Origin of the sequence: Crateriforma conspicua (assembly GCF_007752935.1) — a bacterium.
Taxonomy (GTDB): domain Bacteria; phylum Planctomycetota; class Planctomycetia; order Pirellulales; family Pirellulaceae; genus Crateriforma; species Crateriforma conspicua.
Map to the genome: position 1 here is coordinate 1,593,160 of NZ_CP036319.1, position 26,269 is coordinate 1,619,428.

Sequence of the window (26,269 nt, forward strand, 5' to 3'; positions counted from 1 at the left end):
GTTACACAATGATTCACATTTTGACACAGGTTACATCCATGCGTTTGATTCAAGCCTTCATGGTTACCGGTCTGGTTTTGGCTGCGGCGTCCGTGTCGGGCGCGGAAGCAAAACCGAATATCGTCCTGCTGTTTTCCGACGATGCCGGCTATGCCGATTTCGGATTCCACGACAGCACGGTGATGCAGACGCCGAACCTGGATCGGTTGGCGGAATCGGGAACGCGTTTGACACAATTCTATGTGTCGGCATCGGTGTGCGGTCCGTCGCGGGCTGGTTTGATGACCGGTCGGTATCAGCAGCGTTTTGGTTTCGAAGAAAACAATGTGCCACCGGTGATGAGCCCCAGCAGTCAACAGTTGGATGCCGAGATGGGGATGCCAACGACGATCCCAACGATGGGACAAGTGTTGCAACAGCAAGGCTATCGCACCGGAATTTTTGGGAAGTGGCACTTGGGGTATGCCGATCGTTATCACCCGCTGCGACGTGGGTTCGACACGTTCGTTGGGTTTCGTGGCGGCGCACGAAGCTTTTTTGCTTACCCAAACCCGGACAAGACGCAACGCGAAAATCTGTTGGAGCGACAGTTCGCGCAGTACCAAGAACCGAAAGACTATTTGACCGACGTTCTGGCCGATGCGACGTGTGAGTTCATTCGTGAAAACCAAGACCGCCCATTCTTTGCTTTTGTGTCTTTCAACGCGGTGCACTTGCCATTGCAGGCCGACGGGCGTGATCGCGATGCATTTGCCGAACTTTCGGGCGATCGCCGCACACTCGCGCAGATGAATCTTTCCATGGATCGGGCTTGCGGTCAGATCATGAAGCAACTGGAAGATCTGGGTTTGTCGCAGAACACCTTGATCGTGTTCAGCAACGACAACGGCGGCCCCAGCGATAAAAACGCTTCCAACAACTTCCCCTTTGCAGGCGTTAAGGCGACGCATCTGGAAGGCGGCATTCGTGTCCCCGGTTTAATTGCCTGGCCTGGAAAAGTCCCGGCGGGGGAAACGTTCGATAATCCGGCCATCACGTTGGATTTGTTGCCGACGTTTGTGGCCGCGGCGGGCGGCGACCCTGAATCGATCGACGGACTGGACGGCGTGAACCTATTGCCGTACTTGCAGGGGAAAAAACAGGGCAGGCCTCATCAGACCCTGTACTGGAAAAAGGAAACGCGAGGCACGATTCGCGATGGAGATTGGAAATTGATGCGGTTTCCTGATCGTCCGGCACAGCTATTCGACTTGGCCAACGATCCGGGCGAACAAAATGACTTGGCGGCGAAACATCCGGACAAGGTTCGCGAACTGTTTCAAAAACTGTTTGACTGGGAAGTCGGCTTGGAACGACCGTTGTTCATGCTGCGTCCCGAGGAAGAAGCTTGGTCGGCCGAACGTTTCGACCAGTTTCGTGTGCCGCCGGCCAACAATCGCTGAGACCTCGCGCAGCAGTCGTTCTGTTTTTACGCTGCCACAGACGTGCATGACACCCGGTTAGAATCGGCGATTCGTCTGTGACGTCCGATGATCTGGTTTTCAAAGTCGGACGCGTGTTCATTGGTCCGGTTTTGATTCTCGGGTGTCGATCATGCGAACGTTCCTGCTTGCCTGCGCTGTCGCGGTGTCCTGGATGCCCAGCGATGCCGTCGCCGCAGATAGCGATCCGATGCGTCCAAACATCTTGTATCTGTATGTGGACGACATGGGTTGGGGATCCATCGGACCCAACGGCCAATTCGAACGTCGAAAGCAGGGGCTGCCCTACGTTCGCACGCCCAGTCTGGATCGACTGGCACGCGAGGGAGTCAATTTTTCGCGTGCCTATGGGTGTCACGTTTGTTCGCCCGCACGATCGTCGCAGCAGACCGGTTTTCACCAAGGCCACACGTTTGCCGATCGCAATGACCCGGATAACGCCAAGAAGGCGATTAGGCGCGACGACATCACGATCGGTGAATGCCTGGCACCGTCCGGCTATGCGACCGGGTATTGGGGAAAGTGGGGCTATGGCGGATCGAAAGATCAGCAAGATCCACAAATCGTCAATGTTCAGACACTTCCGACATCGCACGGTTACCAAGACGTGCTTGCAGAATTGCACCACGTCCGTGCCCACACGTTTTTCCAGCCCACGCTTTGGAAGACTTCCGAGGACGTGAATGCGTTGGGTGGACTGACGCTGGTCCCCAACCGATTGGATGCTTATCACCAAGCCGATTTTCCGTCCTTGCCGGCCCGTCAATCAGATCCGGGCTATCCCGATCCAGCCTATTGCGACGACCACTATGCCTTTGCAGCGTTGGATTTTGTTCGGCGTGGCGCCGCACGATACCAGGAAACCGGCCAGCCGTTTTTCGGGCTCTTGGCCTGCCAGATTCCGCATGCACCCTTCGGTGAAGTTGAACAATTGCCTGATTGGGATGCCGAATATCGTGACGATCCGAGCTTCGATGCCTTGTCACGGCAAACGGTTCAGTGGGCTGCAATGGTGACTCGAATTGATGCACACATCGGCAACCTGTTGGATGCGTTGGATGATCCCAATGGTGATGGCGATGAATCCGATTCGATTGCCGCACAGACCTTGGTCATCTTTCAATCGGACAATGGTGGCCCGCGTGGAAACAACCTGAAGGAACTGGATGCCAACGGTGGATTGTCGGGTTCCAAGGGCTCGATCGCCGAGGGCGGGATTCGTGTTCCTTTGTTGGTTCGTTGGCCCGACGCGATCCACGCGTCCGGTAATCTTCGGCCGGACACCAGCGTCGATGACGTGGTCGACGTGACCGACTGGTTGCCGACATTCTGTCAGTTGGCGGGGACGACGCCACCGTTGGGAATCGATGGTGTGTCGTTGGTTTCGAAATTGACCGGTCGGCCATCCCCACGCCAGCGTCCTTTCCTGATTCATGAGGCTTCCGATGGGCAATCGATCATCCAAGGTCGCTATAAGTTGATTCGCAGGGTCAGACGAAAAGGTCCGGAACAGTACCAGTTGTTCGACCTGCAACGCGATCCCGGCGAAACGACCGATGTGTTGTCCGAACATCCGGAGTTGGTTGATCAGCTGCGCCGCGATTTGTTGTTGGAACGGGTGACCGAACCCAAAGGATTTGCAGTCACCTATCACGAATGGACGGGCAACAGGGACGGCGCATTCGATGATGCCGATCGATGGTCCGATTATGTGTACGAGAACGATGGGGTTCAGTACATCCGTGATTCCGGTGCACCGCAGGCGTCCTGGATCGCAAAAATTGTCAACGCATCGGCGGCGAAACAAACGGTCACGGTCGACGCGGACGCCAGCGTGCTGGCGCTGCACGTCGAAGGGACGTCGACGGCACCACAGGTGTTGGCGGTCCCATCGGGGCGGCGATTGGACGCCCGCAATGAATTGCGACTTGGCCGGAATTCCGTTCTGCGATTGGACGGCGGCAGCGTTCAATCACGTCGAGCGATCGAGGTTCAGTCATCGGCAGTGATCAAAGGCAGCGGGGACTTGGCGACTGACGTTGTATTGAACGGCGATTTGCAGATCGATGAATCGATTCAAATTCACGGCGATTTATCCACCGGGATTGACAGTCGGATCCAGATGAATGTGGGGGCCGACACCCCGGCGCCATTGATCGTCAATGGCAAAGTGTCGCTAGCGGGAACCATCCAGCTTCAATTGGCTGACGATTTTCATCCGCAACCTGGCCAGCGGATCGCGGTTGCCCGCCTTGTCGGCACCGACCCGTCGCCGTCATGGTTACAAACACGCATCCGCTGTAGCGATGCAACAGGACGATCGCTGCACTGGGACGCGGGCGTGTTGTACGCCGTGGCGGAATGACCGAACAACGACGCGGAACGTCGTTTGGCGGTGCATCGTCCGCTAGCGGCATTGACAACGCGTGATAGCGATTCGATAAGTTCCTTGGATCAAGAACCGGCGTCGGTTCGATTTGCATCGCCCACCGGACAAGCACCAGCAACCATGTCCACAGAATCTGACAGCGACAAGTTCGTTCGATTCGTGAAATACCTGATCTTGCTGGCGATCGTTATCCCGCTGGTGATCTTTTGGGCTTTTCTGGAGTTGCGTTTCGAGGCGTTGGAAACGGAAATCCAATCTTTGGAGCCCGGTGGACGCGATCATGCGCGGACGGAATTGGTCGAATTGCCTTGGCATCCGGTTCAGGGCCAAACGCTGTATGTCCCGGCGTATTCACATGTCTATCACCAGGATGCCAAGCCGCGGTTGTTGGCGGTCACGCTGTCGGTTCGAAACACGGACGAGCGAAACGACATCGTGGTGACCCGCGTGGACTACTTTGATTCCACCGGGCAACGTCGTCGCCAACTTTTGGAAAAACCCTTGCGTCTTGCCCCGCTGGCGTCGACCGATTTCGTGATCGAACGGAAGGACACGACCGGTGGCAGCGGAGCGAGCTTTATCGTGCAGTGGACTTCCGGATCACTGGTCAACAGTCCCGTTGTCGAAGCGGTGATGATCGACACTGACAACATGCAGGGGATCTCTTTCGTCCGACCGGCGCGAGTCTTGAATGAGTCTCTGGACGAAGCCACGGAGATGGGAAACGATTGACGTCGGGCAAGACGCCGCTTGGCAAGTGTTTCCGCAATGCGTCTGGCCCGGTGTTGTTGCTGATCGACCAGACCCGTTACTAGGGAAAATAGACATCCGTGTTTCGTCAATCGATTGATTTCATTTGGCTGGTGATTTCCGGCTTGCTGTATGCGGTGGCGTTGAAGTATTTCGTGCTGCCGTCGCAGGTCATTTTGACGGGGACCGAGGGCGTTGCCACCGCGTTTTCGTATTACTTTGACAGCTACACGCTGTTCATCGTGTTGTACTTGATTTTTCAAGCCTGCGTTTTGACGTTCGCGTTTGCCAAAGTCAGTTGGATGTTTGCCGCCCGTTCGTTGTTGGTCGTGGCGACGGTGGTGGGGTGTTTGGCAATCCTTCCTGAATTGAAGTTTGCCCAGCCCGAGCCCCAGAATGAGCGAATCATTTTGGTCATCTTCGGCGGTTTGCTTGCCGGTGTGGCAAAAGCCATGGCCTTTCAGCGTCGTGGTTCGACCGGGGATGAAGACGTCTTGGCCGCTTATCTGGCGATGAAATACCTGCGTCCGGTCGGTTCAATTGCGGTTTTGGCTGCGGTCGCTTCGACGGCCTTTGGGATGCTGATGGACTTGTTGAAAAACGGCCAAGTCGAATCGGTCATCAACACGTTGATGTACACCTGCATCTACATCTTTGCGTCAACCGAAACGCTGAACAACTTGTACAAGAAGTTCAAAATCACGATGCTGGTCATTATCACGCGCAACGACAAGGCTGTCGGCGAATCCATACGAAACACCAGCCAGCACCGAACCTATACCGTCCAATCGGGCGTGGGTGGACACAGTGGCGAACCGTTTGCGATGGTCCGGACAATCGTGACCCAAGAAGAGTTGCCACAACTGATCGGCGCCGTCGAACAGGCCGACCAGGATTGCTTTTATTACCACCATGACATCGAAGGCGTTTCGAACCGCTACTACATCACGCCGATTGGTTGATGAATTGTCGGCCCATTGGTCCATCGGTGCTTGGTCAGGGTGAAGGCTGTTGCAGCGTCATCACGAATCCCCATTCGTATGTCTGCATCGGGTCAATGCGATAGGGATCGTTGACGGGCAACCCCCAAGAATTGTCGCCACCAACGCCCATTTGTCGGTGATCCACATTGATCGTGATGGTGTCTCGGATCGGCAATTCGTCGTTGTGCTGGGCCCGGCGAAGGTCGTCTTCGGTGTACGGCCAAGCAGAAACCGATAGTGGTTGGCCGTGGGTCGCCTGGAATCGAATGGTACGGCCGTCGTCGGCGACGAATTGAATCTGCCGAACGTCCGCACGATTGGAGTTTTCTTGTGGACGTACGTAGGGTGTCACCCATTCCGCGATTGTCGACCGATATCGCCCCAAAGCCGCGGACGTTTTTCGGTCCCAGTGGTTTTCATGGGGGCCGGCACCGAACCATTCAATTTGACCGAACTGCGAAGGAACGGATAGCTGATGACCAAGGCGTGCCGGATCAATCATGGCTTGATTGGATACCGGGTGATAGCGAAACGTTGCCGCGATGCCACCGGATTCAGTCATCTGATAATGACTACGCAGTTGAATCTGCCCATCCAGCAGTTCCGCAGACACTGTCACCGCTGGTACTCCGTCCTCGGTAGAGACCGTTAGGTCGGTGACGTTGATCGATTCTTCGGCCTCGGTCCAAGCCGCCATCTTGACGTCGGCTTTCCAGCCCAGGTCGTTATCGGTCCACACGCGAGTGAAGTGCCAACGCATGGGATCTCGCAACAACGTTTGCTGGCCGACAACCCAATGATCGATCTGGCCCGTGGTGGCATCGACGTGGAATGACGCACCGTCGTTGGATACGGTGATGCCCTGGTCATCCGATTCCGTTGTGCCGCTGGCGAATTCCAAGGGCGGGTTGCAAGTCGGTTGCCCCGGCACGGCGTACATCTGCCAGGCAACGATATGGTCGGCGGGTGCCCAGGTGGTGGCTGACGGCTGGATGACGTTGATTCGGAAATGATGTTCTTTCGCGATGCTACCCGTCGAATTCAAAATCGCGGTGATCGGACTGATGTCGACGGTACCGTCCCGGCCCGCGGGAACGTCGGGAGCCGATAAATGGCCGGATTTCCAAGGATGTCCGTCGCGCAAGATTTCGAAACGCCATTGGAAGTCACTCAAATGGTTAGACGCAAAATCATTGTGAACCGTGACCGTCGATGCTGATGGTTTCCAGTCGTCAAAGCGAACGTTCTGATAAACCTTTTGAACTTCCCAGTAGTGAGGATGCGGGCGACGGTCGGCTCCGATCAGACCGTTGATGCAAAAGTTGCTGTCATTGGGAAAATCGCCGAAGTCACCGCCATAGCGAAAGCCGCTGTTGGGATCATCCGGATCGGCATACAACGCTTGATCGACCCAGTCCCAGATGAAGCCGCCAACCAATATCGGATGCTGGTGAATGGTTTCCCAGTAGTCGGCCAAATTCCCGACGCTGTTTCCCATCGCATGAGCGTATTCATTCATCAAGAAGGGGCGTGATGAAGGATACGGACCGTGTTGTTCCACCGACGATGGTTTTCCGCGTTCACTTTTCCGTTTGGCTTTGCCGGCGACGTGATCCTGCAGCCACCGGATGTCGGGGTAGGTCTGGCTGTCAACGTCGGCAGCCAGATTCATGTCGGCGTATTGGATCAAACGCCTTTCCGGATCATGTTCGCGGCAAGTCTTGTACATTCGCGTGAACGCATTTCCGTAACCCGCTTCGTTGCCCAGTGACCACATCAACACGCTGGGGTGTTGGCGGTCACGGATGACCATACGCCGCATCCGCTGGTCCACGGCATCGGACCAGTCGGGTTGATCGCCGGGCAAGACCCGCTTGTGATAGCTTAAACCGTGCGATTCCACGTTGGCTTCATCCATCAACATCAATCCCATTTCGTCACAGATGCGATACCAACGCGGGTCATGTGGATAATGGGCGGTGCGGACAAAGTTGATGTTGGCTTGTTTCATCAACCTTGCGTCTTGCCGCATCCGTTCCGGCGTCATGACATAGCCGGTGACAGGATCAAATTCGTGGCGATTCACGCCTCGGATCTTCAATGGCGTACCGTTAAGTTTCAGGATGCCGTTGTCGATACCCAAGTGTCGAAACCCGACCGGCAAGTAGAACCGCTGGATGGTTTTGCGATTGGAATCCACGCGTACATCTGCGGTGTAAATCGCCGGATGGTCGACAGACCACAGCTGAACATCTTCAATGCGAACCTGGTTACCGACGGCGACTTCACGGCCTTGTGGATCAAGCCAGCGAGTGCGAACGTCCAGATTCGAATCGGGCAAGGCGACGAACTTTAGACTTGCGAATCCGGTTGCGGTTGAAAGGTCCACACTGGGCTTTGCATACACGTCCCACAAGCCACGTCGCGGAACGGCACACAGAAACACATCGCGATAGATTCCGCTCAAACGCCAAAAATCTTGATCTTCCAGGTACGACGCGTCGCTGAATTTGTAGACCTGCACCACCAATCGGTTGTCGCCTTGGACCACGTGGTCGGTGATGTCAAATTCCGCCGGTAATCGTGACCCCTGGGAATAGCCCACCTGGATTCCGTTGACCCAGACAAACATTGCCGAGCGAACGCCGCCGAAATGCAGGATGATTCGCATGTCGTCCGGCCAATCGCCAGGCACTCGGAACTTGCGAGCATAGGTGCCCACGGGATTGCGTTCATCGTGGGACGTGAACTGTGGATCGGGTTCATCCATGACCCTGGGCGGGGCGACGTGGAACGGATACTTGATGTTGACGTAAAGCGGCGTCCCGTAACCTTCACGTTCCCAGGTCGAAGGGACCATGATCCGATCGGCCCAACCATCCACGCTGGCCGGATCGTCGACAAAGTCGGTGGCCCGTCCCTTTGGATCGGCGGACCAGTGAAAATGCCAAGTCCCGTTCAGCGATTTCACCCACGGAGAATCTGCGTATTCCAAGGTAGGAGATGCGTCGGGCGGCAACGGCCAATAGCTGCTGCGAGGATCCAATTTGTTGATCTGTGTGATCGACGCATCTTCGATCTCCGCTGGAACATCGGCCGATGCGGTCGATGGATGATCCAGTGCGAATCCATGTCCGACCAAACACGCCAGAATGAGCGAAACCGGGCCGGCGTGGACAATGGCGGTGAAACGATTCGGTGGGTGATTAAGCGTGAAGTGAAACGCCATCGTTGGTCATCGAGTTGATTGGGAAAGACGCGTCCCGCCATGTCGTCGTGGAAAACGATGCGTTTGGGCCAAGGGACGCTTTGAAGATTTGAATTCGAAGGCTCCATTATGCTGAAGTCCGTCGCTGATCACATCATCCCTGGGCGGCGTGACACTGTGGCGTTGTCGCCGTTGACGGACGTCGGTCTGAAGCAACCAAAGCGGTGCAGGTCACAGGGTGGCGTCGACGCCGGGATCCATCGACAAAACGATCTTGCCGAACTGGCGGGAGGATTGCATGCGTTCCAACGCAAGATTGCCTTCTTCCAGCGGGCACACTTCATCGATCACCGGCACGATTTGGTGTCGTTCGACAAAAGCGATCATCTTTTCAAAGTCTTCGGGGGAACCCATCGTTGATCCTTGCAGACGCAACTGCTTCCAAAAGACCTTGAACAGATCCAACTTTTCCGGTGCACCTGTCGTTGCGCCGTAGCTGACGATGGTGCCGCCGGGCGCGGCGACTTTCAGCAGGTTGGCGTAGCCCGGTCCACCGGCACCATCGATGATCAGATCGAACTGCCTCGCATCTTCAATCGCGCGTTGGGGCCAGGCGTCGTCCTTGTAGTTAAATCCGGCGTTGGCCCCCAAGGCGACGGCTTGGTCAATTTTCAGCGGGGACGATGACGTGACCCAGGCTTCGGCGCCCGCGGCGACCGCGAACTGCAACGCGAAGGACGCGACGCCACCGCCGATGCCCGTGATCAAAACCCGCGATCCCTTTTCGGCTTTGCCTTGGGTAAAGAGTGCACGGAACGCCGTCACGCCGGACAACGGCAGGGCGGAAGCTTGTCGCCAATCCAAATGCAGCGGTTTTTCGTGAAGCTGGCTGACGGGGACGACCATCTGCGTTGCGAAAGACCCGTCGCTGGGCATTCCGGTGATGTGAAAGTCGTCGGCTTGGAAGGCAGCGTTGTCGCCCCATTGTTGGCCGGGATTGACGATCACCGCGCGGTTTTGCCAATAGTTCCCGACACGAGCCCCAGTCTTGATCACCACACCCGAAGCGTCGGACCCCAAGACCACTGGCAACTGGATGCCGGGGTACATGCCCTGGGTGATCCAGTGATCTCGCCGGTTCAGCGACGCCGCTTTGAGGCCGACCACCACGCCGTCGGCCGGCGGATCAAGGTCCGGACGCTCTTGCAGCGTCAGCGGGGTCTGTAACTGATGCAAAACCAAAGCTTTCATCATCGAATCGTCAGGTCGATCGTGGTCAGGTGGGGGTGGTGTGCATGGAACCTGGCAAATCAGGAATGATCCGCAGCACCGATACAGATGGCAAAGTCAATTTGACCAACATCGGGCGTGACAAAAAGTCACATCCTTGTGGCTGATTGTCGCAGCCGCCGGGCCGGCGTGAAGTAGGTTGCGATTCGCCGCACGGAACCCTTTGCTTTGATTATGCCAAGAGACGCCCCATGTTTGAAAACACGACCAAATTAGGCTACCGCATCGCGGCGCGGCTGGGATTCCTGGAAGTCACACACATGATGCACGTGCATCGTAGTGATGCGAACGGCCACGGCATCCCCGACGGCTATCATTGCGAAGTGTTGCCTCAGGCAGATCGAATTGCGGTGCGAATGCGGCGTGGCGACGAAGTGGCGTCGTCGATGTGGATCATGACCGGACGCGTTCCCAGCGAGGAGAACTTCAGCCGTTCGGTCCACTTGGGAACAACGTTGGAATTACCCAACCGCGTGGGATACATCTTCAACGCAGCGACCGATCCACGGCACCGTGGCCGCCGATTGATCGCGGCGATGTGCAGCCAAGCATTGGATTCGCGCATGATCGATGTGGATCACCTGATGGCGTCGATCGATTGGACCAATCAGCCGTCGATGCGAGCGTTTCGACGATTCGGCATGCAATCGGTCGGAACCGTTTGGCGGTCCGGCATCGGACACGTCCAATTCAGCAGGGTTCCGAAAATTCATTCACCCGGCGGGATTGGAATCGGCGTGGACCAGCCCGGATGGGTTTTGGCCCTCTGATCCAACGTCCGGCGAAAACGTTCCGGCGAACTCTGACGTCGTTGGGAGTGCTGCGATAAGCTGGATCGGAAACGACTCCGGGTGGGGTCGGCCCTGTCAGCCGTTGGACGAGACCACTGATGAAGCTTCGCAGAAACGTGACGTCTGTCATTGCAGCGTTTTTGATCGCCATTTGTACGCTGTCGCCCGTTTTATGCGGACAAACAGTTGCCCCGGATTCATCCGATTCACCGGCCCCCAGCACCGCCGGGCCCACCGATCCGACGCTGCGGCGTTTGATGGACGACGTTTGGGAGTTTGAACTGGATGAATCGCCGATGTTGGCCACCGACGTGGGAGATCCGCGGGGGCAAGATCGCTTGGCCGACGATTCGATCCAGGCGATCGAGCGTCGATTTGAAAAACGGGCGGAATTCTTGGATCGTTTAGACGAAATCGATCCGCAATCGCTGAACCGGCAAGACGCGATCGATCACGATTTGTTGCACCGGAGATTAAGTCGCCAGCAGGATGACCATCGCTTTCAGACCTATTTGATGCCGATCAACAATCGAGAAGGCTTCCACATCAGCTTTCCCGAACTTGCGCGAACGATGAATTTGAAAGTGTCGCCGGATTTCGAAAACTACATCGCCCGTTTGAACGACTTTGGACGTTACACCGATCAGCAGATCACGTTGCTGAAGGCGGGCATGGACGCCGGATTGACACAGCCGGCGATCATCATGCGGGATAGCGTTTCCCAGGCCGAAGCCCATGTGGTGGATGATGCCGAACAGTCGCTGTTTTTGACCAACATCACGCCGGAGTCGATCGATCGACTGGATCCGGAACGCTGGCAAACGCTGCGGCTGCAGATCATCCAGGCGATCGAATCAACCGTCGTTCCGGCGTATCGCCGATTTGCGACTTTTCTGCGTGACCAATACGTTCCGGCGTGCCGCGGCAGCGTGGCCGCGTATGCATTGCCCGAGGGGCGGGAGTTTTACGCCAGCCAAATCTTGAAGTTCACGACGTTGCCCATGACGGCAACCGAATTGCATCAGACGGGCATTCGAGAAAACGCACGGATTCGCAAAGAGATGGATGCGATCCGCGTGAACGTGGGCTTTGACGGAGACTTGCCGGAATTCTTGACGCATCTAAGGACTGCACCGGAGTTCTATGCGGAGACGCCGGAGCAACTGATGAAGGAAGTCGCGTATATTTTGAAGCGTGCCGACGGACGTTTGCCAGAGATTTTCGGTCGTCTGCCAAGGATCCCCTATGGCATTCGCGAGATTCCCGCTTTCGTCGCGCCGCAAACGACATCGGCGTATTACTGGCCACCGGCCACCGACGGTTCGCGAGGTGGTTTTTACTACGTCAACACCTACAACCTGCCCGCCCGACCGCTGTATCAGCTGGAAGCTTTGTCGTTGCACGAGGCGGTTCCCGGCCACCACCTGCAACTGGCTTTGCAGGCTGAATTGGATGGGCTGCATCCGATCCGAAAACAAAGCGGATTCACGGCGTTCATCGAAGGCTGGGCGCTGTACAGCGAACGCTTGGGCAAAGAGATCGGTTTCTACGAGGATCCGTACCAGGACTTTGGCCGGTTAAGCATGGAAGCGTGGCGGGCCAGTCGTCTGGTCGTTGATACGGGGATCCACGCCCTGGGATGGTCCCGACAGCGGGCGATCGAATACATGAAGGCCAACACGGCGTTGTCGGAGCACAACGTGGTGGCCGAAGTCGATCGTTACATCGGTTGGCCGGGACAGGCGCTGGCGTACAAAGTCGGTCAGCTTTACATCACCGATTTGCGACAACAGGCCGAAGAAGCTTTGGGCGATTCATTTGACGTGCGTGAATTTCACGACGTCGTTCTGGGGGCCGGTTCCATCCCGCTGCCCGTGTTGGGACAGCGGGTGAAAGACTACATCGATCGCGCTGATGTCCAGTGATGCGGCCCGCGGTTACGGACGGCTGGCGACATCGACCGGTTCAACCACACCCAGGTACGACATCAGGTCTTTGATTTCTTGCAGTGACAGATCGTCCAGCAAGCCGCTGGGCATGATGCTGATACTGCTGGGCAAGATCTGGTCGACTTGGTCGGCGTCCACGATCGCGACTTCGTTGTTACTGTCGCGAATCTGAAGACCGCCATCGCTTCGTTCGGTAACGATGCCGATGTAGACGTCGCCTTGCAGGGTGACCACTTTCTTGCACGCAAAGTCACGTCCCACGATGTGTGACGGGTACAGGATCGATTCGACAATTTCGCGTCGAGTGAATCGCCGTGAAATGTTGGTCAAATCGGGGCCGACCGATTCCCCGTTGTTGCCCACGGTGTGGCAACTGGCACAGGCTTGCGCGGCAAAAATTTCGGCACCCATGTGTGGATCTGCTTCGGTGCTGTCGTTGCTGTTCAGCACGGCTACCAGTTGGTCAAAGTCCCAACGTGACAGATCTTTCTTGGGCAATTCGGCCAGCGGACGATCCGGATAGGTCTTGGCGTACCATTTTTGCCAGGGACGCATTTCCTTTGTCGCATCTTCGGGACGCTGCAGACCCGTCCAGTGTTCCAGCAGTTTTTCCACGGGTTCGAAATTTCGACCGGTCGATTCGAATCGCAGGCCCATCAGGATCAGCTGTCGCAAAGCCATCGGATCGTCGGTGGCCAACGGGACCTTTTGCAAAGCGTTGATGACTTCGTTGGCGGCTGCGTCTTCGACGATGCCCAGGCTGCGGATCAGGTAATCCCAGTTGTCACCATCGGGGTGTTGAGCCAACGCCATGGCCAGGATGTTGCGGCGGTTTGGTTCGTCACGCCATAGTTGTCGCAGATATTCTTGCGCCACGTCATCGGGACAGGTCGCAAGCATGGCAACGACACCGGTTCGCAGACGGCGTTCGACTTCGCCGTTGCGTTCGTCGTCAGCCAAGTCTTCGTACAAGCCGATCAGGGTTTGTGCGGTGTCGGCGTCGATCGGTCGTTTCAGTTGATAGATCGCCGCCAGGGCTGCGTTTCGCCATGTCGCACCTTGTTCCAAGATAGCGTCGATGTCTTCGGCCAACAGCTTGCGTGCGAAATCACGAGTCGCATGCATCATGTACATCGACAACGCACCGGACTGGACGTCGTTGGCGGCGTTTTCGAAATACTTCAGCAATTCAAATCGCTGGCGGGCGGTCCACGGGTGTTCGATGAACTGCAGACTCATCGCGACCAGTGTCTTGTCATCGTTATCCGCATCGGAGGTCAGGTATTCCAAGGCACGCGGAACCACATCGCTGCATTGCAGGTATCCCGCCAAGCGGATCACTTCGTAATTGATGCGTGATTCACCGGCCGGGAATTCTTGGGCGACACGAGTGGCCAATTCCGGGACTTGCGCGGGATCGATTTGGCCGCGATGCAAAGCGACTTGGGCCAATCGCAGCAGATCGATGAAGTCCGCATCGCTAAGGAATCCGTCCATCATCACGTTGACACGATCGATCACGTCCAGCGCGTTGGCTTCGGTGGGTTCGGCAATGACCAAAGCCAGCAGGCCGACCAGAGCGATACGTCGGTTTTCGGAAGCCAAGACATCGTCAGCCCAAACGTCGGTGGGGATGCGTTCCAAGACGCGTCGTCCGACGAACGCCAGGGTTCGATCGTCACTGGCCAACAGCGGCAGTACGTTTTCGGCCGATTCGGGAAGTTGGTCGCTGCGTAGGATTGCTTCGCAAGCCGCACGTTGAACCATCGGGTCGTCGTCAGTCAGCATTTCTTCCAAGCGTTCGGCGGCTCGGTCGCTGGGATGCAGTCCCAACAGGGTTGCCGATTTTGCACGCACCGATTCGGCCGCCGCCTGGCTTAGCTGAATCAACAGGGCTTCGTTGGGTGTCGGACCATACAGTTCCATCAGGTTCAGGGCACGAACGCGATAGTGGGGTGGATTGTCATCGCTGTAAGCGACACCGGCGACTTGTGCCGCCCAATCTTCGCCCAGATCACGTTTGATCGCGGCGATTTCTTGACGCGTCCAAGCAGCATCCAGTTGAGGCTGGCGGACGGCGGCGGCGATCCCGGTGCCCAGTTGTTTCATCCGATCCGGGATTTCGCCTTTGTAGACCACGCGATAGACCGCGCCCGCGGTTTTGCGACCGCCGGTGCAGAAGTACAACGCGCCATCGGGACCGACATCCACATCGGTGACGTTCAACGGGGAACCTTGCAGGAAGACTTCGCTGTCGGCGATGTAGCTGGCACCACGCGGTTTCAGACGCACACTGAGGATGCGTCCGCCCGACCAATCGGCCAAGAACACCGTGTTGTGATAGCGAATCGGGAACATGTAGTGTTCGTAAGTGACGGCGCCGGTGGGGCTGGCACGACCGGTGTCCAGCAAATTCGGCAGGCGGTCGTAGTAGTGATTTGGCCACTTGGCCCATCCCGGACGCCAACCCATTTCGCCGCCTTCGGTCACGTCGAACAATGCGGTCGGGCGGTACCACGGGGTGTTCACGTCGGCTTCCATATCCGAATCGTGCACCAACAGTGCGCCGGAGGGATGAAAGACGAAGTCATAGGCGTTGCGGATGCCGCCGGCGACTCGTTCCACCACGCTGCCGTCGGTGGTGGTTCGGACCAGGGTGCCCCCGGGGGCTTTGACGCCACGGGCATGACCACCGGGATCTTGATAACGTGGCAGCAGGTCACCCTCATAAACATTGATCAGCGTTTCGCCTTTGCCCGTTCGGCCCTTGATTTGGGCTTGGCCACCGATCGAGATATAGATCATGCCGTCGGGGCCCAGACGCAAGGCATGCGGGCCGTGTTCGCCGCCTTTGCCCGCGAACTTCAGAACGGTTTCGATTTCTTCCAGCGAACCGTTTCGGTCCAAGTCTTGCAGGTGATACAACGCCCAGCCGTCGGGGCCTTGGCCGGTCACATAGACGTCGCCGTTTAGCGGCAAGATGCCTTGGCAATTTTTGACTTCATCACAATAGGTTCGAACGTTTTCCGGAATGCCGTCATCGTCTTTGTCATGGACCAACAACAGCGGTCCGTTTTCACGAGACAGCAACAGGTGGCCGAACTCGTTGAAGGCCATCGAAATGACGCTGCCGATACTGTCGTCTTTCAGGATGCGTTGGACGCCGAATCCTTTTTGAATTTGGAACCGCTCTTTGCGTTCCACTTCGGCTTCGGCAACGACGTCTTGGCTTTGATCAAACGGGGCGGTGTCGCCCAAGGGGCCGAACATGCTGGCGGGCGTCCAAGACCGATCGTTGTAGACGGCGGATTGCCAGTTCTGTTCCGCTTCGATGCTGGTCAGCCAAGAATCATCGGTGCTGAAGGTGTACCACTGGTCGGAGTTTTCCGGGCGGACGCTAACCCGAGCCGCCAAGGCCGCCGTGGTGCCGGTGCGGTTGGTCACGGCGACCGCCACCATGTTGCGACCGACGTCCATGTATTGGCTGACATCGTATTGCTGCATGTCACGGGACGATTCGCCCTGGCCGACGCTGTGGCCATTGACGAACAACGCGTATTCGTCGTCCGCAGTGATTTCGATGATCGCTTCGGCCGCCACACGCAGGTTGATGGCTTTGCGGATATAGCACGTTTCGCCAGGTGGAACGGCATCGGAGGCTTGCGTGCCGCTGGTCCAGATCCACTGGGCTTCTTCGGCACGGGCCGTACTGGCGACGATCGGACTCATCAGCACGATCATTCCGAGGCCGAAAATCCAATGGCTGGCGATGGACGTCACGGCGCAGCGGGGTGCGCCGGAGTCACAAAATCGGAAGCGAACCATCGCAGACAATCCTTCCATGGCGGTTCATTCGGTGGGGGCAATCGGCGCAATTCCGGTTCACGCCGGCGGCAGCGTAGCGGGTGTTCCCTATCGGGGGCAATAGAAATTAGGACGCCCCCCGATCCACCGGGCGTGGCCATCGATGCGGCCAAAACAGGCTGCGCAGAATCTGTATTTGGCGGCATGGCGAGCCTGGTGAATCGACGTCGCGGGAATTTTCCAAGCCGTCTTTCGCCCGATCGGACGGTTTTGATATGTCCGCCGTTCAGACCGTCCATTGCGCCGTGGCGTGATCGCGGTCAAGGCGAACGCTTCACCGTCACCCTCCCCCCGTCACCGGAAAGCAGATCCATGAACCGTCCCACCGGATCGATGATGATCCTGTTGATCGCGACCGCGATGCCGGCCGTCGCCGAACCTCCCAAGTTCTTGTCGCGGATGTTCAACAAATCCGCCAAGCCGATTGAAACGGCCGCCAATGGTCGTGCGTTGGCGGTGGAAGATGGGCCTTGGATGATTTTGGCTCACACCTTCGTGGGCCCCAACAGCCAAGAGAAAGCCGAACGCTTGGCCGGCGAACTTAGTGGCAGCATGAATCTGCCGACGTTCGTGTACAAGGAAAAGTTTGACTTTACCGATGGGCCCAAAGCCAAGCCGCACGAAACGCGACGGGTACGCTACGCCAATCCTTATGAATACGAAGCCTACGCCGTCTTGGTGGGCGAGTATGACGATTTGGAACACCCCAATGCGGAAAAACACTTGCGTCAAATCAAGTCCGCGACGCCGGCGATTTTCAACGATCAACAGGTGATGGCGGAGGAAACGAATTTGATGAATCCGGTGACGGCGATCAAAGCGGTTCACCAAAAATTGCTTGAATCACGCGACGATGAAGCCGGTCCGATGTCGACCGCTTTCATGACTCGCAATCCGATGTTGCCGCCGGAGTATTTTCAATCGCCACGTGTCGATTCGTTCGTCGAAAGCTTGAACAAGGACATGCCGCACAGCTTGCTGCAGTGCGATGCGAAATACACCGTCGTGGTGCGAACGTTCCAAGGGTTCGGTTTGATCGCCAACGGTAAATTCGAACAGAACTTTACCCCCAGCCCCGAACGTCTGGACAAGTGCGCCATCGACGCGGGCAAGATGGTGACGGAATTGCGGAAACAGGGCGTCCAAGCGTATCAGTTCCATGATCGTGACAAGTCGATCGTGACGATCGGCGGGTTTGACAACCTGGGACGTGAACTGCCCGATGGGACGTTTGAATACGCACGCGAAATTCGTCAGGTGATGGACAAGTATCGGGCGTTCAACGTGTCCGAAGACGTCAACCGCCAACTGGCTCAATCTGGCAAGCTGAAACAGAACAACCAGACGGCCGCCAATCACGTCGCGAACATCCCGTTCGATGTCCAGCCGGTGCCGATCGCCGTTCCCAAGCCGTCCAAACGCAGCCTCTACAGCCGCGCGTTCAGTCGATAGACTGGCCGGCCGACGTCGGTCAAAGTCAACCGAAGCATGGCCCTTGATCCGAAACACGGTTTTTCAAGCTCGAGTCTTTTGAGCTTGAGAATGAGGGCCATCGGGATGCAAGCGGGGCAGCGTCCACGCCGGTTCGGCCGACACGTCCGTCCGTAAGTTCCGAATCGACGGTTGATGCATTGATGTTCGAACTGGTCTTGGGAACCGGCAATCAAAAGAAGCTTGTCGAAATCCAACGCATGATGCCCGCCGATCGTGTGCGGCTGAAAACGCTGGCGGATTTCTCCGACCCGATCGATGTGGTCGAAGACGGGACGACATTTGCCGAAAACGCTGCCAAGAAAGCTTGCCAGCAGGCGAAGCACTTAGGCGTCTGGGTCTTGGGCGAAGACAGCGGCTTGTCCGTGGACGCTTTGGATGGGGCCCCGGGTGTATTCTCGGCACGCTATGCAGGTCCGGCACAAGACGACGAGGCGAATTTGAATCAGTTATTGGATGCATTGCAGGGGGTTCCACCGGAGCGTCGGTCGGCCCACTACACCAGTTCTTTCTGTCTTTCGGACCCCGACGGTGCGGTCCGCCTGACGGCCGAAGGCATCTGTCGTGGCCGGATCATTACCGAGCGGCACGGTCAGGGCGGGTTCGGTTACGACCCGATCTTTCAGTTGTGTGAATACCATCAAACGTTCGGGCAACTGGACTGGGTGGTCAAACAGGCACTGAGCCACCGCAGCCGGGCGCTTCGTCAGTTTTTGCCGCGTTTTTTGCGGCTGATCGATTCCGACGGCGTCGCCTGAATCCGATCGGAATCCCGCGCCCCGGCATCACCGCGGTGGTGCCCACATCGAACAGGCGGTCATTACCGGACCGGCATGTGCAATTTTGGGTGGCTGGACCACCATGTGTCGGCAAGTGCTGCCCGAGTACGGGTGGGTTTCCTTTGGAAACAATTCACGGATCAAAATTTGAATTTCCGACGGCCGCTGAAACCGGCGGGCCGTACCAGGGGTAAAACTGTTTAGAACGCTGTGGACCTGAATTTGCACGGGTGCGACGGCAAAAATGAGTTTTCCAGTTCTGAAGTCCCGACATCTAAGGATGAAAAACCGATGAGTTCCCTTTTCCGGACGCTTTCACTGCGTGCGGCTGTTGTAGCGATGCTGGTGGCCGCGGTTCCGACCGCCGGCAGCATTGCGCAAGCCCAAGAGCAACTGGCGCCATCGTCCAACCCGGCCGCCGGCGGTCAGGTTTCCGAACCGGTGGTCGTCTTGACGCTCGGCAGCGTCAGCAAGCTGCAAAAGGACGTGCAGTACCTGGCGTCCGCCGTAGGCCAGCCACAGGCCGCCGGGATCTTTTTGGGCATGAGTGCGATGTTCACCAACGGCGTGGACACCACCCAGCCGATCGCCATCACATTGCCCTTGGTCAACGGCGCCCCCGAACCGGTTGCCCTGATTCCGACCAAAGACGTCCGCACCGTGCTGAAAACGGTCGAGGCGCAAACGGGCGGTTTCGACGAACTGGATGACGGAACCTACGTGATCAGCGTCGCGGGAACTGTGATCTACATCAAGCAAAGCGGTGACTGGGCGATCGTGTCCCGCAAACGCGAAATGCTGTCGACCGTCCCGAATGATCCGACCACGTTGTTCGCCGGCATGGGCAACAACTATGACCTGGCGGTTCAGCTGAAGATGCAATTGGTCCCCGCCAATGTTCGTGCGATGTTGATCGGACAACTGCGTCAGGGCTTTGAACAAGCCATGGAACGACAAGGCGGCAGCGATGATGAGTCCGCCGCGTACGCCGAATCGACTTTGGATCAGCTGGAACAGTTGATCGAAGACACCGAAGAATTGTTTGTCGGCTGGAACACCAACGTCGAAGCCAAACAGTTGGAATTTGATTCTCGATTTGTCGCCGTGGATGGCAGCAAGTTGAGTGCGATGTACAGCGACCAACAGCCGATCCCGTCGCGATTTGCCAGCGTGATTCGTGACGATGCCGCGGCCTATTTCCACGGTGCCGCTTCGCTGGGTCCGGCATTGGTGGAACAGAGCCGCGATAGCATCAGCGGTTCGGTCACCATGGTCAAAAAGGCGTTGGAACAATCCGACGAACTGAACGAAGACGAAATGGCCGACGTCAACGAATTGATTGACGCGGTTGCCGGATTGGTCATGGATTCGATCGCCGAAGGCAAGACCGACGCCGGCGGTGTTCTGTTGGCCGACACGGGATCATTGCAGTTCGCCATGGGAACGTTCGTTTCCGACGGTGATGAAGCGGCCCAAGTCGTCAAAGATTTGGCGGCCAAGTTGGAAGGCAAGCCGAACACGCCGCGATTCAAGTTCGACATGTCCGAGTACGGCGGCGTGACGATCCACTTGATCGAAGCCGACGTTCCGGAAAGCGAAGACGAAGCGCGTAAAGTGCTCGGCGACGTGCTGAAGGTTTACGTGGGCACGGCCGACGAAGCGGTCTATGTGGCCATCGGAGACGCCAGCGTTGATTTGGCCAAAGAACTGATTGATTCAGGAACCACGAATCAAGCCGCTGGTGAAGCGTTGTCGCAAGGACGCATCTTGATGTTGCCGATCTTGAAGTACGTGCGTTCGATCGAATCGAATCCGGTGATCGATGCCATGGTGCAATCCTTGACCAACGAAAACCTGTCGGGTCAGGTCGAGTTCACGGCAAATTCCATCCCCAGCGGCCAAAAGGCAAATCTGGTCATCGGCGAAGGCGTGCTGAAGGCCGTCGGTGCCGGAATCCAAGCCGGTCAGGCGGCCAAGCAAGCCGACGGTGACTTCTAAGCATCGTCGACCGCATTGGCGGAACGAGTAAAATGTTGAAGGCTGGAGGCATCCCACGAGGGTGTCTCCAGCTTTTTTGTATTGGCAACCTACGACGTCCACGGCCAACCGGTTTGCCGTTGGACGCAAATCACTTGCGTCAAACGTATGTCGAAAAGAAAAACATGGATCCTGGCCACTGGCGTTTTTGTGGTGGTCACAACGGTGCTGTTGTTCTGGCCCGAGGGACAACAAAGTGTCCAGACGGATGCGGCGCCGACGTCCGTTTTGATCGACCAGGATTCTGCCGCTAAAGCCACCCTGCAGGACGTGTTGGAAATGGCTGCCCAGGCCAAAGAGTCGTTGGTCGCCAACGTCGACGATTACACCGCAACATTCGTCAAGCAGGAACGCGACGCCAACGGCGTTCTAAGCCCGGTGTCCAAAATGTTCATGAAAGTTCAAACACGCCACCGTGGCGGGCGACCGGGGGCGCCGATGCGGGTGTATTTGAAGTTCTTGGAACCCGGCAGCGATGATGGACGTCAAGTCATTTGGGCGGAAGATCTGACCGACGGCAAACTGTGGGTCAAGGAAACCGGCATGCTGGGATTGGTTCCCATTCCGCCACTGGATCCCAACGGCGCGCTGGCGATGCAGGGGCAACGTTACCCGATCAGTGAACTGGGCCAAACACGAATGGTCGAACTGTTGTACGAACGCGGCCAAGCCGATCTTGGCGATCCAAATGTGTCGGTCGTCATCCAGAAAGATGTGCCATTTGACGGTCAAACCGCGACGCTGATTCAGGTCAACCGTTCCAAGCCATCCGGCCGCGTCGATGATTTTTCACTGGCGGAAATCTTCATCGACCAACAGCGCAGTCTGATTCTGAAGTATCAAAGTTTTGGATGGCCAAGCGAGGGCCAAGACGACGCACCGCTGTTGGAATCCTACACCTTCGAAGATATCCAGGTGAATGTGGGGCTGTCGGAAAAGGACTTCGATACCAGCAATCCTGAATACGGCTGGTGAATCCGCTTGGCGATTTTGTCGTCAAAGCAGCACGGTTCAACGGCCCGCCGATTCAAGTGCGTGCGCCATCGCTGCACCGCTGGGTGTATTCGTGTTTTCGGCAATGTTTTCGGGCGTGCCCGTTGCCACGATGTTGCCACCGCCCAAACCGCCACTCGGTCCAAGGTCGATGATGTGGTCACACGCGGCCAGTAAGTCGAATTGGTGCTCGATGACCAGCACGGTGTTGCCCGCATCAACCAAGCGTTGCATCACGCCGACCAAACGCGCGACGTCGTCAAAGTGCAATCCCGTCGTCGGTTCATCCATGACGTACAGCGTTTGACCGGTGGCCGGTCGGGACAATTCGGTCCCCAACTTGATTCGCTGAGCTTCGCCACCGCTTAACGTGGTGCTGGATTGCCCAAGGTGTAAATAGCCAAGGCCGACATCCTGCAGCGAACACAGTTGCCGATAGGGTTTGGGGATGTTTTCAAACAACTCCGCCGCCTGATCGATGGTCAGGTCCAAGACGTCGGCGATGTTGTGTCCTTTGAAACGCACTTGTAGCGTCTGGCGATTGAATCGTTTGCCCGCGCATCGACTGCAGGTGACATAGAGATCGCTTAAGAAATTCATCTCGATCTTTTCCATCCCCAAGCCGCCGCAAAGGTCACAGCGACCGGCCGATGAATTGAAGCTGAATCGGTTGGCGGCGAAGCCCAACGATTTCGCTTGCCGCGTGGTCGCGAACACTTTGCGAAGTTCATCCATCACGCCGCTGTAGGTCGCCGGGCAACTGCGTGGTGACCGGCCGATGGGGGCTTGGTCGATCGCAATCAGTTTGTCGATGGCGTCGGCACCTTCCAGTCGTTGGTAAGGGCCCGGTGGATCGGTCACCAATCCCAGTGACTGGGCGACGGCCGGATACAGCGTGTCATTGATCAGCGAGCTTTTGCCGCTGCCGGAAACGCCGCTGATACCGACCAGGCAACCCAGCGGGATTGATACGGTGACGTCTTTCAGATTGTGCGTGGCCGCTTTGTGAAGCACCAATTGTTTGGCTTGGCCACAGTCGCGGCGTGTCGTGGGGATGGGAATCCGGGAATCGCCGCGCAGGTAAGCACCGGTCAAGCTTTTGGGATCACGAGATACGGCGTCCGGGGTTCCGCTGGCGATCAGTTCACCGCCGGCGGTGCCCGCACCCGGACCGATGTCGATCAGGTGATCCGCGCCGCGAATGGTGGCTTCGTCGTGTTCAACGATCACGATCGTGTTGCCTTGATCACGCAATTGGATGATCGCATCGATCAGTCGGCCGTGATCGGCTGGATGCAATCCGATCGACGGTTCATCCAAGACATAACAGACACCGACCAGCCCGCTGCCGATGCTGGTGGCCAGGCGAACGCGTTGAAGTTCACCGCCGCTAAGTGTGTCGCCGCGTCGGTCCAGTGTCAGGTAGTCGACGCCGACATTTCGCAGGAATCCGATCCGCCGTTGGACTTCATCCACGATCGGATGGGCGATCTTTTGTTCCAGCGTCTCGTCGCCATGTCCGGCCAAACGCTCGTGCAGTCTGCCGAACCATTCCAGCGATTGATCCAGTGGCATCGCGGTCAATTCGGCGATGTTCACGTCGGCGATTTTGACACCGCGCCCGACTGGTCCGATACGGGCACCATCGCACTCCGGGCAAATGGCGGTGATGCGGGTCGCACCGGAACGCTTGCCTTCGCGAACGACGATTTCGCCCAGGCCGTCGCAGGTCGGGCATGCGCCGTAGGGGCTGTTGAAGCTGAACGTTCGTGGTTCGACCTCGGCAAAACTGGTTCCACATTCTGCACAGGACATCGACGTGTTGAAGAGTTCTTCGTCCCACGACTTGGATTCATTTTCGGTCAGCGCGACCAGGCTGCCGTTGCCCAGCCGCAGTGACAATTCGACCGAATCGTGCAAACGTGATTCGATGCCTTCGCGGATGACCAGGCGATCCACCACCGCTTCGATCGTGTGATCCTTGCGGACCGAAAGCGAGGGGACTTCGTCGATGGCGTGGACCTCGCCGTCGACGCGGGCGCGAACCAGTCCGGCTTTCTGGATGGCTTCGAACACATCGCGATGGGCACCCTTTCGTCCGCGGACCATCGGGCTTAACAGCATCATGCGTGTCCCGTCGGGGCGATCGGCCAGTCGCTTCAGGATCGCGTCGGGTGATAACTGCGACACCGCGCTGCCGCATTGCACACAATGGGCGACGCCGATGCGAGCGAACAGCAAACGCAGGTAGTCATAGATCTCGGTGATCGTCGCGACGGTGCTGCGTGATCCCGTCGTGCCGGCTTTTTGGTCGATCGAAAGTGTGGGAGCCAGCCCGTCAATGCTGTCCAGGTCAGGCCTTGGAATCTGGTCCAGGAATTGACGCGAATAAGCCGACAGACTGTCGATGTATTGTCGCTGTCCCTCGGCAAACAGGGTGTCGAAAGCCAACGAGCTCTTGCCGCTGCCCGAAACGCCGGTGATCACCGTGATCGCGTGATGGGGCAAGTCGACGTCGATCGACCGCAGATTGTGGACGCGGGCGCCGCGGATACGAATCGCGTCGGTCTTAGCAGGGCCGGCCGATGTCGAACGGGGTTTGCGGCCGGACGACTTGCGGGCGCCCGTTTGGCGACGGTTGGATGAGCGGGGCGTCGACTTGGCGGATGCGGTGGACTTGGATTTCGGCAAGGTTGGTCGCAACAAAAGCGGGAAAGACGCAAACGGTCGGCAAGTCGACGATGATGACCGAATCTTATGGCAGTGGGTAGCTTGGGCATGCATTCCCCATGCCGGGCACGGCGGTGTGCGGACGATTGCCGAAGGCGTATGGATGCCTGTTCGGTTTGTTCGGGGGGGGGATGCAGCCGTCCGTGCGGCGGGCAAATTGCGATCGACGCGCCCCAAAACACGTCCTATCCTTGAAGACAGGGTTCCGGCGCCGCCGTTTGGCAGGGCCCCGGTGACTGCTACCTGGCTGTGCTGCGGTACCGCCGATGGCCGGTGGTGGCCCTGGCATGACGCGAAATCCACTGCATTGGGTTCGTCGAATCGACCCGCACGCTTGCCTCATCCGCCTTTAAACCGATCGCAATGTCACTGTCGCACGAAGCCACGCCGATGATTGACCTCAGCCGGTACGCCGACCGCGAACACCTGTTGCTGGCCAGTTATGCGATGCACAGCCGTGACACCGCGGGCCGCATTCACGATGAATACGGGCATTCGTACCGCGGACCGTTCAGCCGCGACCGGGACCGAATACTGCACAGCAGCGCGTTTCGGCGCTTGGCCGGCAAGATGCAAGTCTTCACCGGCGAAATGGGTGTCTATCACCGCACGCGTTTGACCCACACGTTCGAAGTCGCGTCGGTCGCCCGCACGATCGCCCGAGTGTTGCGATTGAATGAAGATTTGACCGAGGCTTTGGCTTTGATGCACGACATCGGCCACCCGCCCTACGGTCATTGCGGCGAAGACGTGTTGGCGGAATGCTTGGAAGACGTCGGCGGTTTTTCGCATAACCAATTCGCGTTGACGATCGTCGAGGAATTGGAGCAACGTTATCAAGACTTTGCCGGATTGAATCTGTGCCGCGAAACGCTGGCCGGACAAGACGTGCGAGCCCACAAGGCGGAAGCCGCCGTCGGTCGGGCGCCGTTGCTGGAAGTTCAGATCGTCGATTTGGCCGACAGCATTGCCTATGACGCGCACGACGTGGACGACGCACTGCAGATGGGTTTGCTGACGATCGAAGAGCTTTCCGAATTGGCCATCGTGCGGCGTTCGCTGGATCGTATCGCCGATGCCGGCAGCCAGATTCAACGCAAGTATGTGCGTCAGTCATTGGTTCACGAATTGATCGATCTGCAAGTCAGCGATTTGTTGCACGGTGCTTTGGAACGTTTGCGACCGTTGTCGGGCTATCGTGCCGAAGACATCAGCAGTGAAGGGATTCGCGTCCATCACAGCGATGTGATCGCCCGGGAACGCAGCGAACTGGAGTCCTTCTTGTTCGACGCCGTCTATCGGCATCCGCGGTTGATGGATGTGCGACGATCGGCGGGTGACCGTTTGCGTCGATTGTTCGACACGTTGTTGGCGTCGCCAGGACGGTTGCCGCTGCGATTCCGTGAACGATGTGAACACCACAGCGTGCCACGTGTCATCGGTGAATACTTGGCCGGGATGACGGACACGTTTTGTGATGCCCAGTATCGCCATATCTGTCAAAACGATGATGGTCCGCTGGCCGACTGGTAAT

General features: G+C 57.5%; 15 protein-coding genes. 11 read left to right on the plus strand and 4 right to left on the minus strand.

Annotated features, from left to right (window positions below; translation table 11 throughout):
• Window positions 1-38: 38 nt before the first annotated feature.
• The 4 genes from Mal65_RS05855 to Mal65_RS05870 all read left to right on the plus strand — a co-directional run bounded on the left by Mal65_RS05855 (window position 39) and on the right by Mal65_RS05870 (window position 5,582).
• Window positions 39-1,442: a sulfatase-like hydrolase/transferase gene (locus Mal65_RS05855; protein WP_145294761.1), complete on the plus strand. Its 1,404-nt coding sequence runs from the start codon at window positions 39-41 to the stop codon at window positions 1,440-1,442.
• 151 nt (window positions 1,443-1,593) lie between these two features.
• Window positions 1,594-3,846, plus strand: a complete 2,253-nt coding sequence (locus tag Mal65_RS05860) for a sulfatase-like hydrolase/transferase (RefSeq protein WP_145294764.1) — start codon at window positions 1,594-1,596, stop codon at window positions 3,844-3,846.
• Between the two features lie 144 nt (window positions 3,847-3,990).
• Window positions 3,991-4,602, plus strand: coding sequence for a DUF3124 domain-containing protein (locus Mal65_RS05865; protein WP_145294767.1), 612 nt, complete (start codon window positions 3,991-3,993; stop codon window positions 4,600-4,602).
• A gap of 98 nt (window positions 4,603-4,700) precedes the next feature.
• Complete coding sequence (locus Mal65_RS05870; protein WP_145294769.1) at window positions 4,701-5,582, plus strand: YitT family protein; 882 nt, start codon at window positions 4,701-4,703, stop codon at window positions 5,580-5,582.
• 34 nt (window positions 5,583-5,616) lie between these two features.
• Here Mal65_RS05870 and Mal65_RS05875 read toward each other — a convergent pair whose 3' ends face one another.
• Together Mal65_RS05875 and Mal65_RS05880 are read right to left on the minus strand one after the other, a co-directional pair.
• Window positions 5,617-8,832: a glycoside hydrolase family 2 TIM barrel-domain containing protein gene (locus Mal65_RS05875; protein WP_145294772.1), complete on the minus strand. Its 3,216-nt coding sequence runs from the start codon at window positions 8,830-8,832 to the stop codon at window positions 5,617-5,619.
• A gap of 210 nt (window positions 8,833-9,042) precedes the next feature.
• The gene (locus Mal65_RS05880; RefSeq protein ID WP_196784606.1) at window positions 9,043-10,065 is read right to left on the minus strand and encodes a quinone oxidoreductase family protein; all 1,023 of its coding nucleotides are present in this window, start codon (window positions 10,063-10,065) and stop codon (window positions 9,043-9,045) included.
• 227 nt (window positions 10,066-10,292) lie between these two features.
• On the opposite strand from Mal65_RS05880, the gene Mal65_RS05885 reads away from it, so the two are divergent.
• Together Mal65_RS05885 and Mal65_RS05890 are read left to right on the plus strand one after the other, a co-directional pair.
• Complete coding sequence (locus tag Mal65_RS05885; protein ID WP_145294775.1) at window positions 10,293-10,871, plus strand: N-acetyltransferase; 579 nt, start codon at window positions 10,293-10,295, stop codon at window positions 10,869-10,871.
• A gap of 119 nt (window positions 10,872-10,990) precedes the next feature.
• On the plus strand, window positions 10,991-12,817 hold the full coding sequence (locus Mal65_RS05890) for a DUF885 domain-containing protein (protein ID WP_145294777.1): 1,827 nt from the start codon (window positions 10,991-10,993) through the stop codon (window positions 12,815-12,817).
• Window positions 12,818-12,829: 12 nt separating this feature from the next.
• Here the strand turns inward: Mal65_RS05890 and Mal65_RS05895 are convergent, their stop codons facing one another.
• The gene (locus Mal65_RS05895) at window positions 12,830-16,570 is read right to left on the minus strand and encodes a DUF7133 domain-containing protein (protein ID WP_196784607.1); all 3,741 of its coding nucleotides are present in this window, start codon (window positions 16,568-16,570) and stop codon (window positions 12,830-12,832) included.
• Window positions 16,571-17,017: 447 nt separating this feature from the next.
• Here Mal65_RS05895 and Mal65_RS05900 point away from each other — a divergent pair, with 447 nt between their 5' ends.
• From Mal65_RS05900 to Mal65_RS05915, 4 genes are all read left to right on the plus strand, one after another.
• On the plus strand, window positions 17,018-18,157 hold the full coding sequence (locus tag Mal65_RS05900; protein ID WP_145294780.1) for a hypothetical protein: 1,140 nt from the start codon (window positions 17,018-17,020) through the stop codon (window positions 18,155-18,157).
• A gap of 182 nt (window positions 18,158-18,339) precedes the next feature.
• Window positions 18,340-18,954, plus strand: coding sequence for an RdgB/HAM1 family non-canonical purine NTP pyrophosphatase (rdgB, locus tag Mal65_RS05905; RefSeq protein WP_145294783.1), 615 nt, complete (start codon window positions 18,340-18,342; stop codon window positions 18,952-18,954).
• 312 nt (window positions 18,955-19,266) lie between these two features.
• Window positions 19,267-20,973 carry a hypothetical protein gene (locus Mal65_RS05910; protein WP_145294785.1) on the plus strand — a complete coding sequence of 569 codons (1,707 nt, stop codon included), beginning with the start codon at window positions 19,267-19,269 and terminating at the stop codon, window positions 20,971-20,973.
• A gap of 147 nt (window positions 20,974-21,120) precedes the next feature.
• Entirely contained in the window at window positions 21,121-21,987 is an 867-nt protein-coding gene (locus Mal65_RS05915) for a DUF1571 domain-containing protein (protein WP_145294788.1), read from the plus strand.
• Between the two features lie 36 nt (window positions 21,988-22,023).
• Here the strand turns inward: Mal65_RS05915 and uvrA are convergent, their stop codons facing one another.
• On the minus strand, window positions 22,024-24,564 hold the full coding sequence (gene uvrA / locus Mal65_RS05920) for an excinuclease ABC subunit UvrA (RefSeq protein WP_390621887.1): 2,541 nt from the start codon (window positions 24,562-24,564) through the stop codon (window positions 22,024-22,026).
• Window positions 24,565-25,098: 534 nt separating this feature from the next.
• Here uvrA and Mal65_RS05925 point away from each other — a divergent pair.
• Window positions 25,099-26,268, plus strand: coding sequence for a dGTP triphosphohydrolase (locus tag Mal65_RS05925; protein WP_196784609.1), 1,170 nt, complete (start codon window positions 25,099-25,101; stop codon window positions 26,266-26,268).
• Window position 26,269: the final 1 nt, after the last annotated feature.

What these genes read in the sequence shown, in the direction of transcription:
- Mal65_RS05855 (WP_145294761.1), top strand. Translation starts at nt 39, where the DNA reads ATGCGTTTGATTCAAGCCTTCATGGTTACCGGTCTGGTTTTGGCTGCG.
- Mal65_RS05860 (WP_145294764.1), top strand. Translation starts at nt 1,594, where the DNA reads ATGCGAACGTTCCTGCTTGCCTGCGCTGTCGCGGTGTCCTGGATGCCC.
- Mal65_RS05865 (WP_145294767.1), top strand. Translation starts at nt 3,991, where the DNA reads ATGTCCACAGAATCTGACAGCGACAAGTTCGTTCGATTCGTGAAATAC.
- Mal65_RS05875 (WP_145294772.1), bottom strand. Translation starts at nt 8,832, where the DNA reads ATGGCGTTTCACTTCACGCTTAATCACCCACCGAATCGTTTCACCGCC.
- Mal65_RS05880 (WP_196784606.1), bottom strand. Translation starts at nt 10,065, where the DNA reads ATGATGAAAGCTTTGGTTTTGCATCAGTTACAGACCCCGCTGACGCTG.
- Mal65_RS05885 (WP_145294775.1), top strand. Translation starts at nt 10,293, where the DNA reads ATGTTTGAAAACACGACCAAATTAGGCTACCGCATCGCGGCGCGGCTG.
- Mal65_RS05890 (WP_145294777.1), top strand. Translation starts at nt 10,991, where the DNA reads ATGAAGCTTCGCAGAAACGTGACGTCTGTCATTGCAGCGTTTTTGATC.
- Mal65_RS05895 (WP_196784607.1), bottom strand. Translation starts at nt 16,570, where the DNA reads ATGAGTCCGATCGTCGCCAGTACGGCCCGTGCCGAAGAAGCCCAGTGG.
- Mal65_RS05900 (WP_145294780.1), top strand. Translation starts at nt 17,018, where the DNA reads ATGAACCGTCCCACCGGATCGATGATGATCCTGTTGATCGCGACCGCG.
- rdgB (WP_145294783.1), top strand. Translation starts at nt 18,340, where the DNA reads ATGTTCGAACTGGTCTTGGGAACCGGCAATCAAAAGAAGCTTGTCGAA.
- Mal65_RS05910 (WP_145294785.1), top strand. Translation starts at nt 19,267, where the DNA reads ATGAGTTCCCTTTTCCGGACGCTTTCACTGCGTGCGGCTGTTGTAGCG.
- Mal65_RS05915 (WP_145294788.1), top strand. Translation starts at nt 21,121, where the DNA reads ATGTCGAAAAGAAAAACATGGATCCTGGCCACTGGCGTTTTTGTGGTG.
- Mal65_RS05925 (WP_196784609.1), top strand. Translation starts at nt 25,099, where the DNA reads ATGTCACTGTCGCACGAAGCCACGCCGATGATTGACCTCAGCCGGTAC.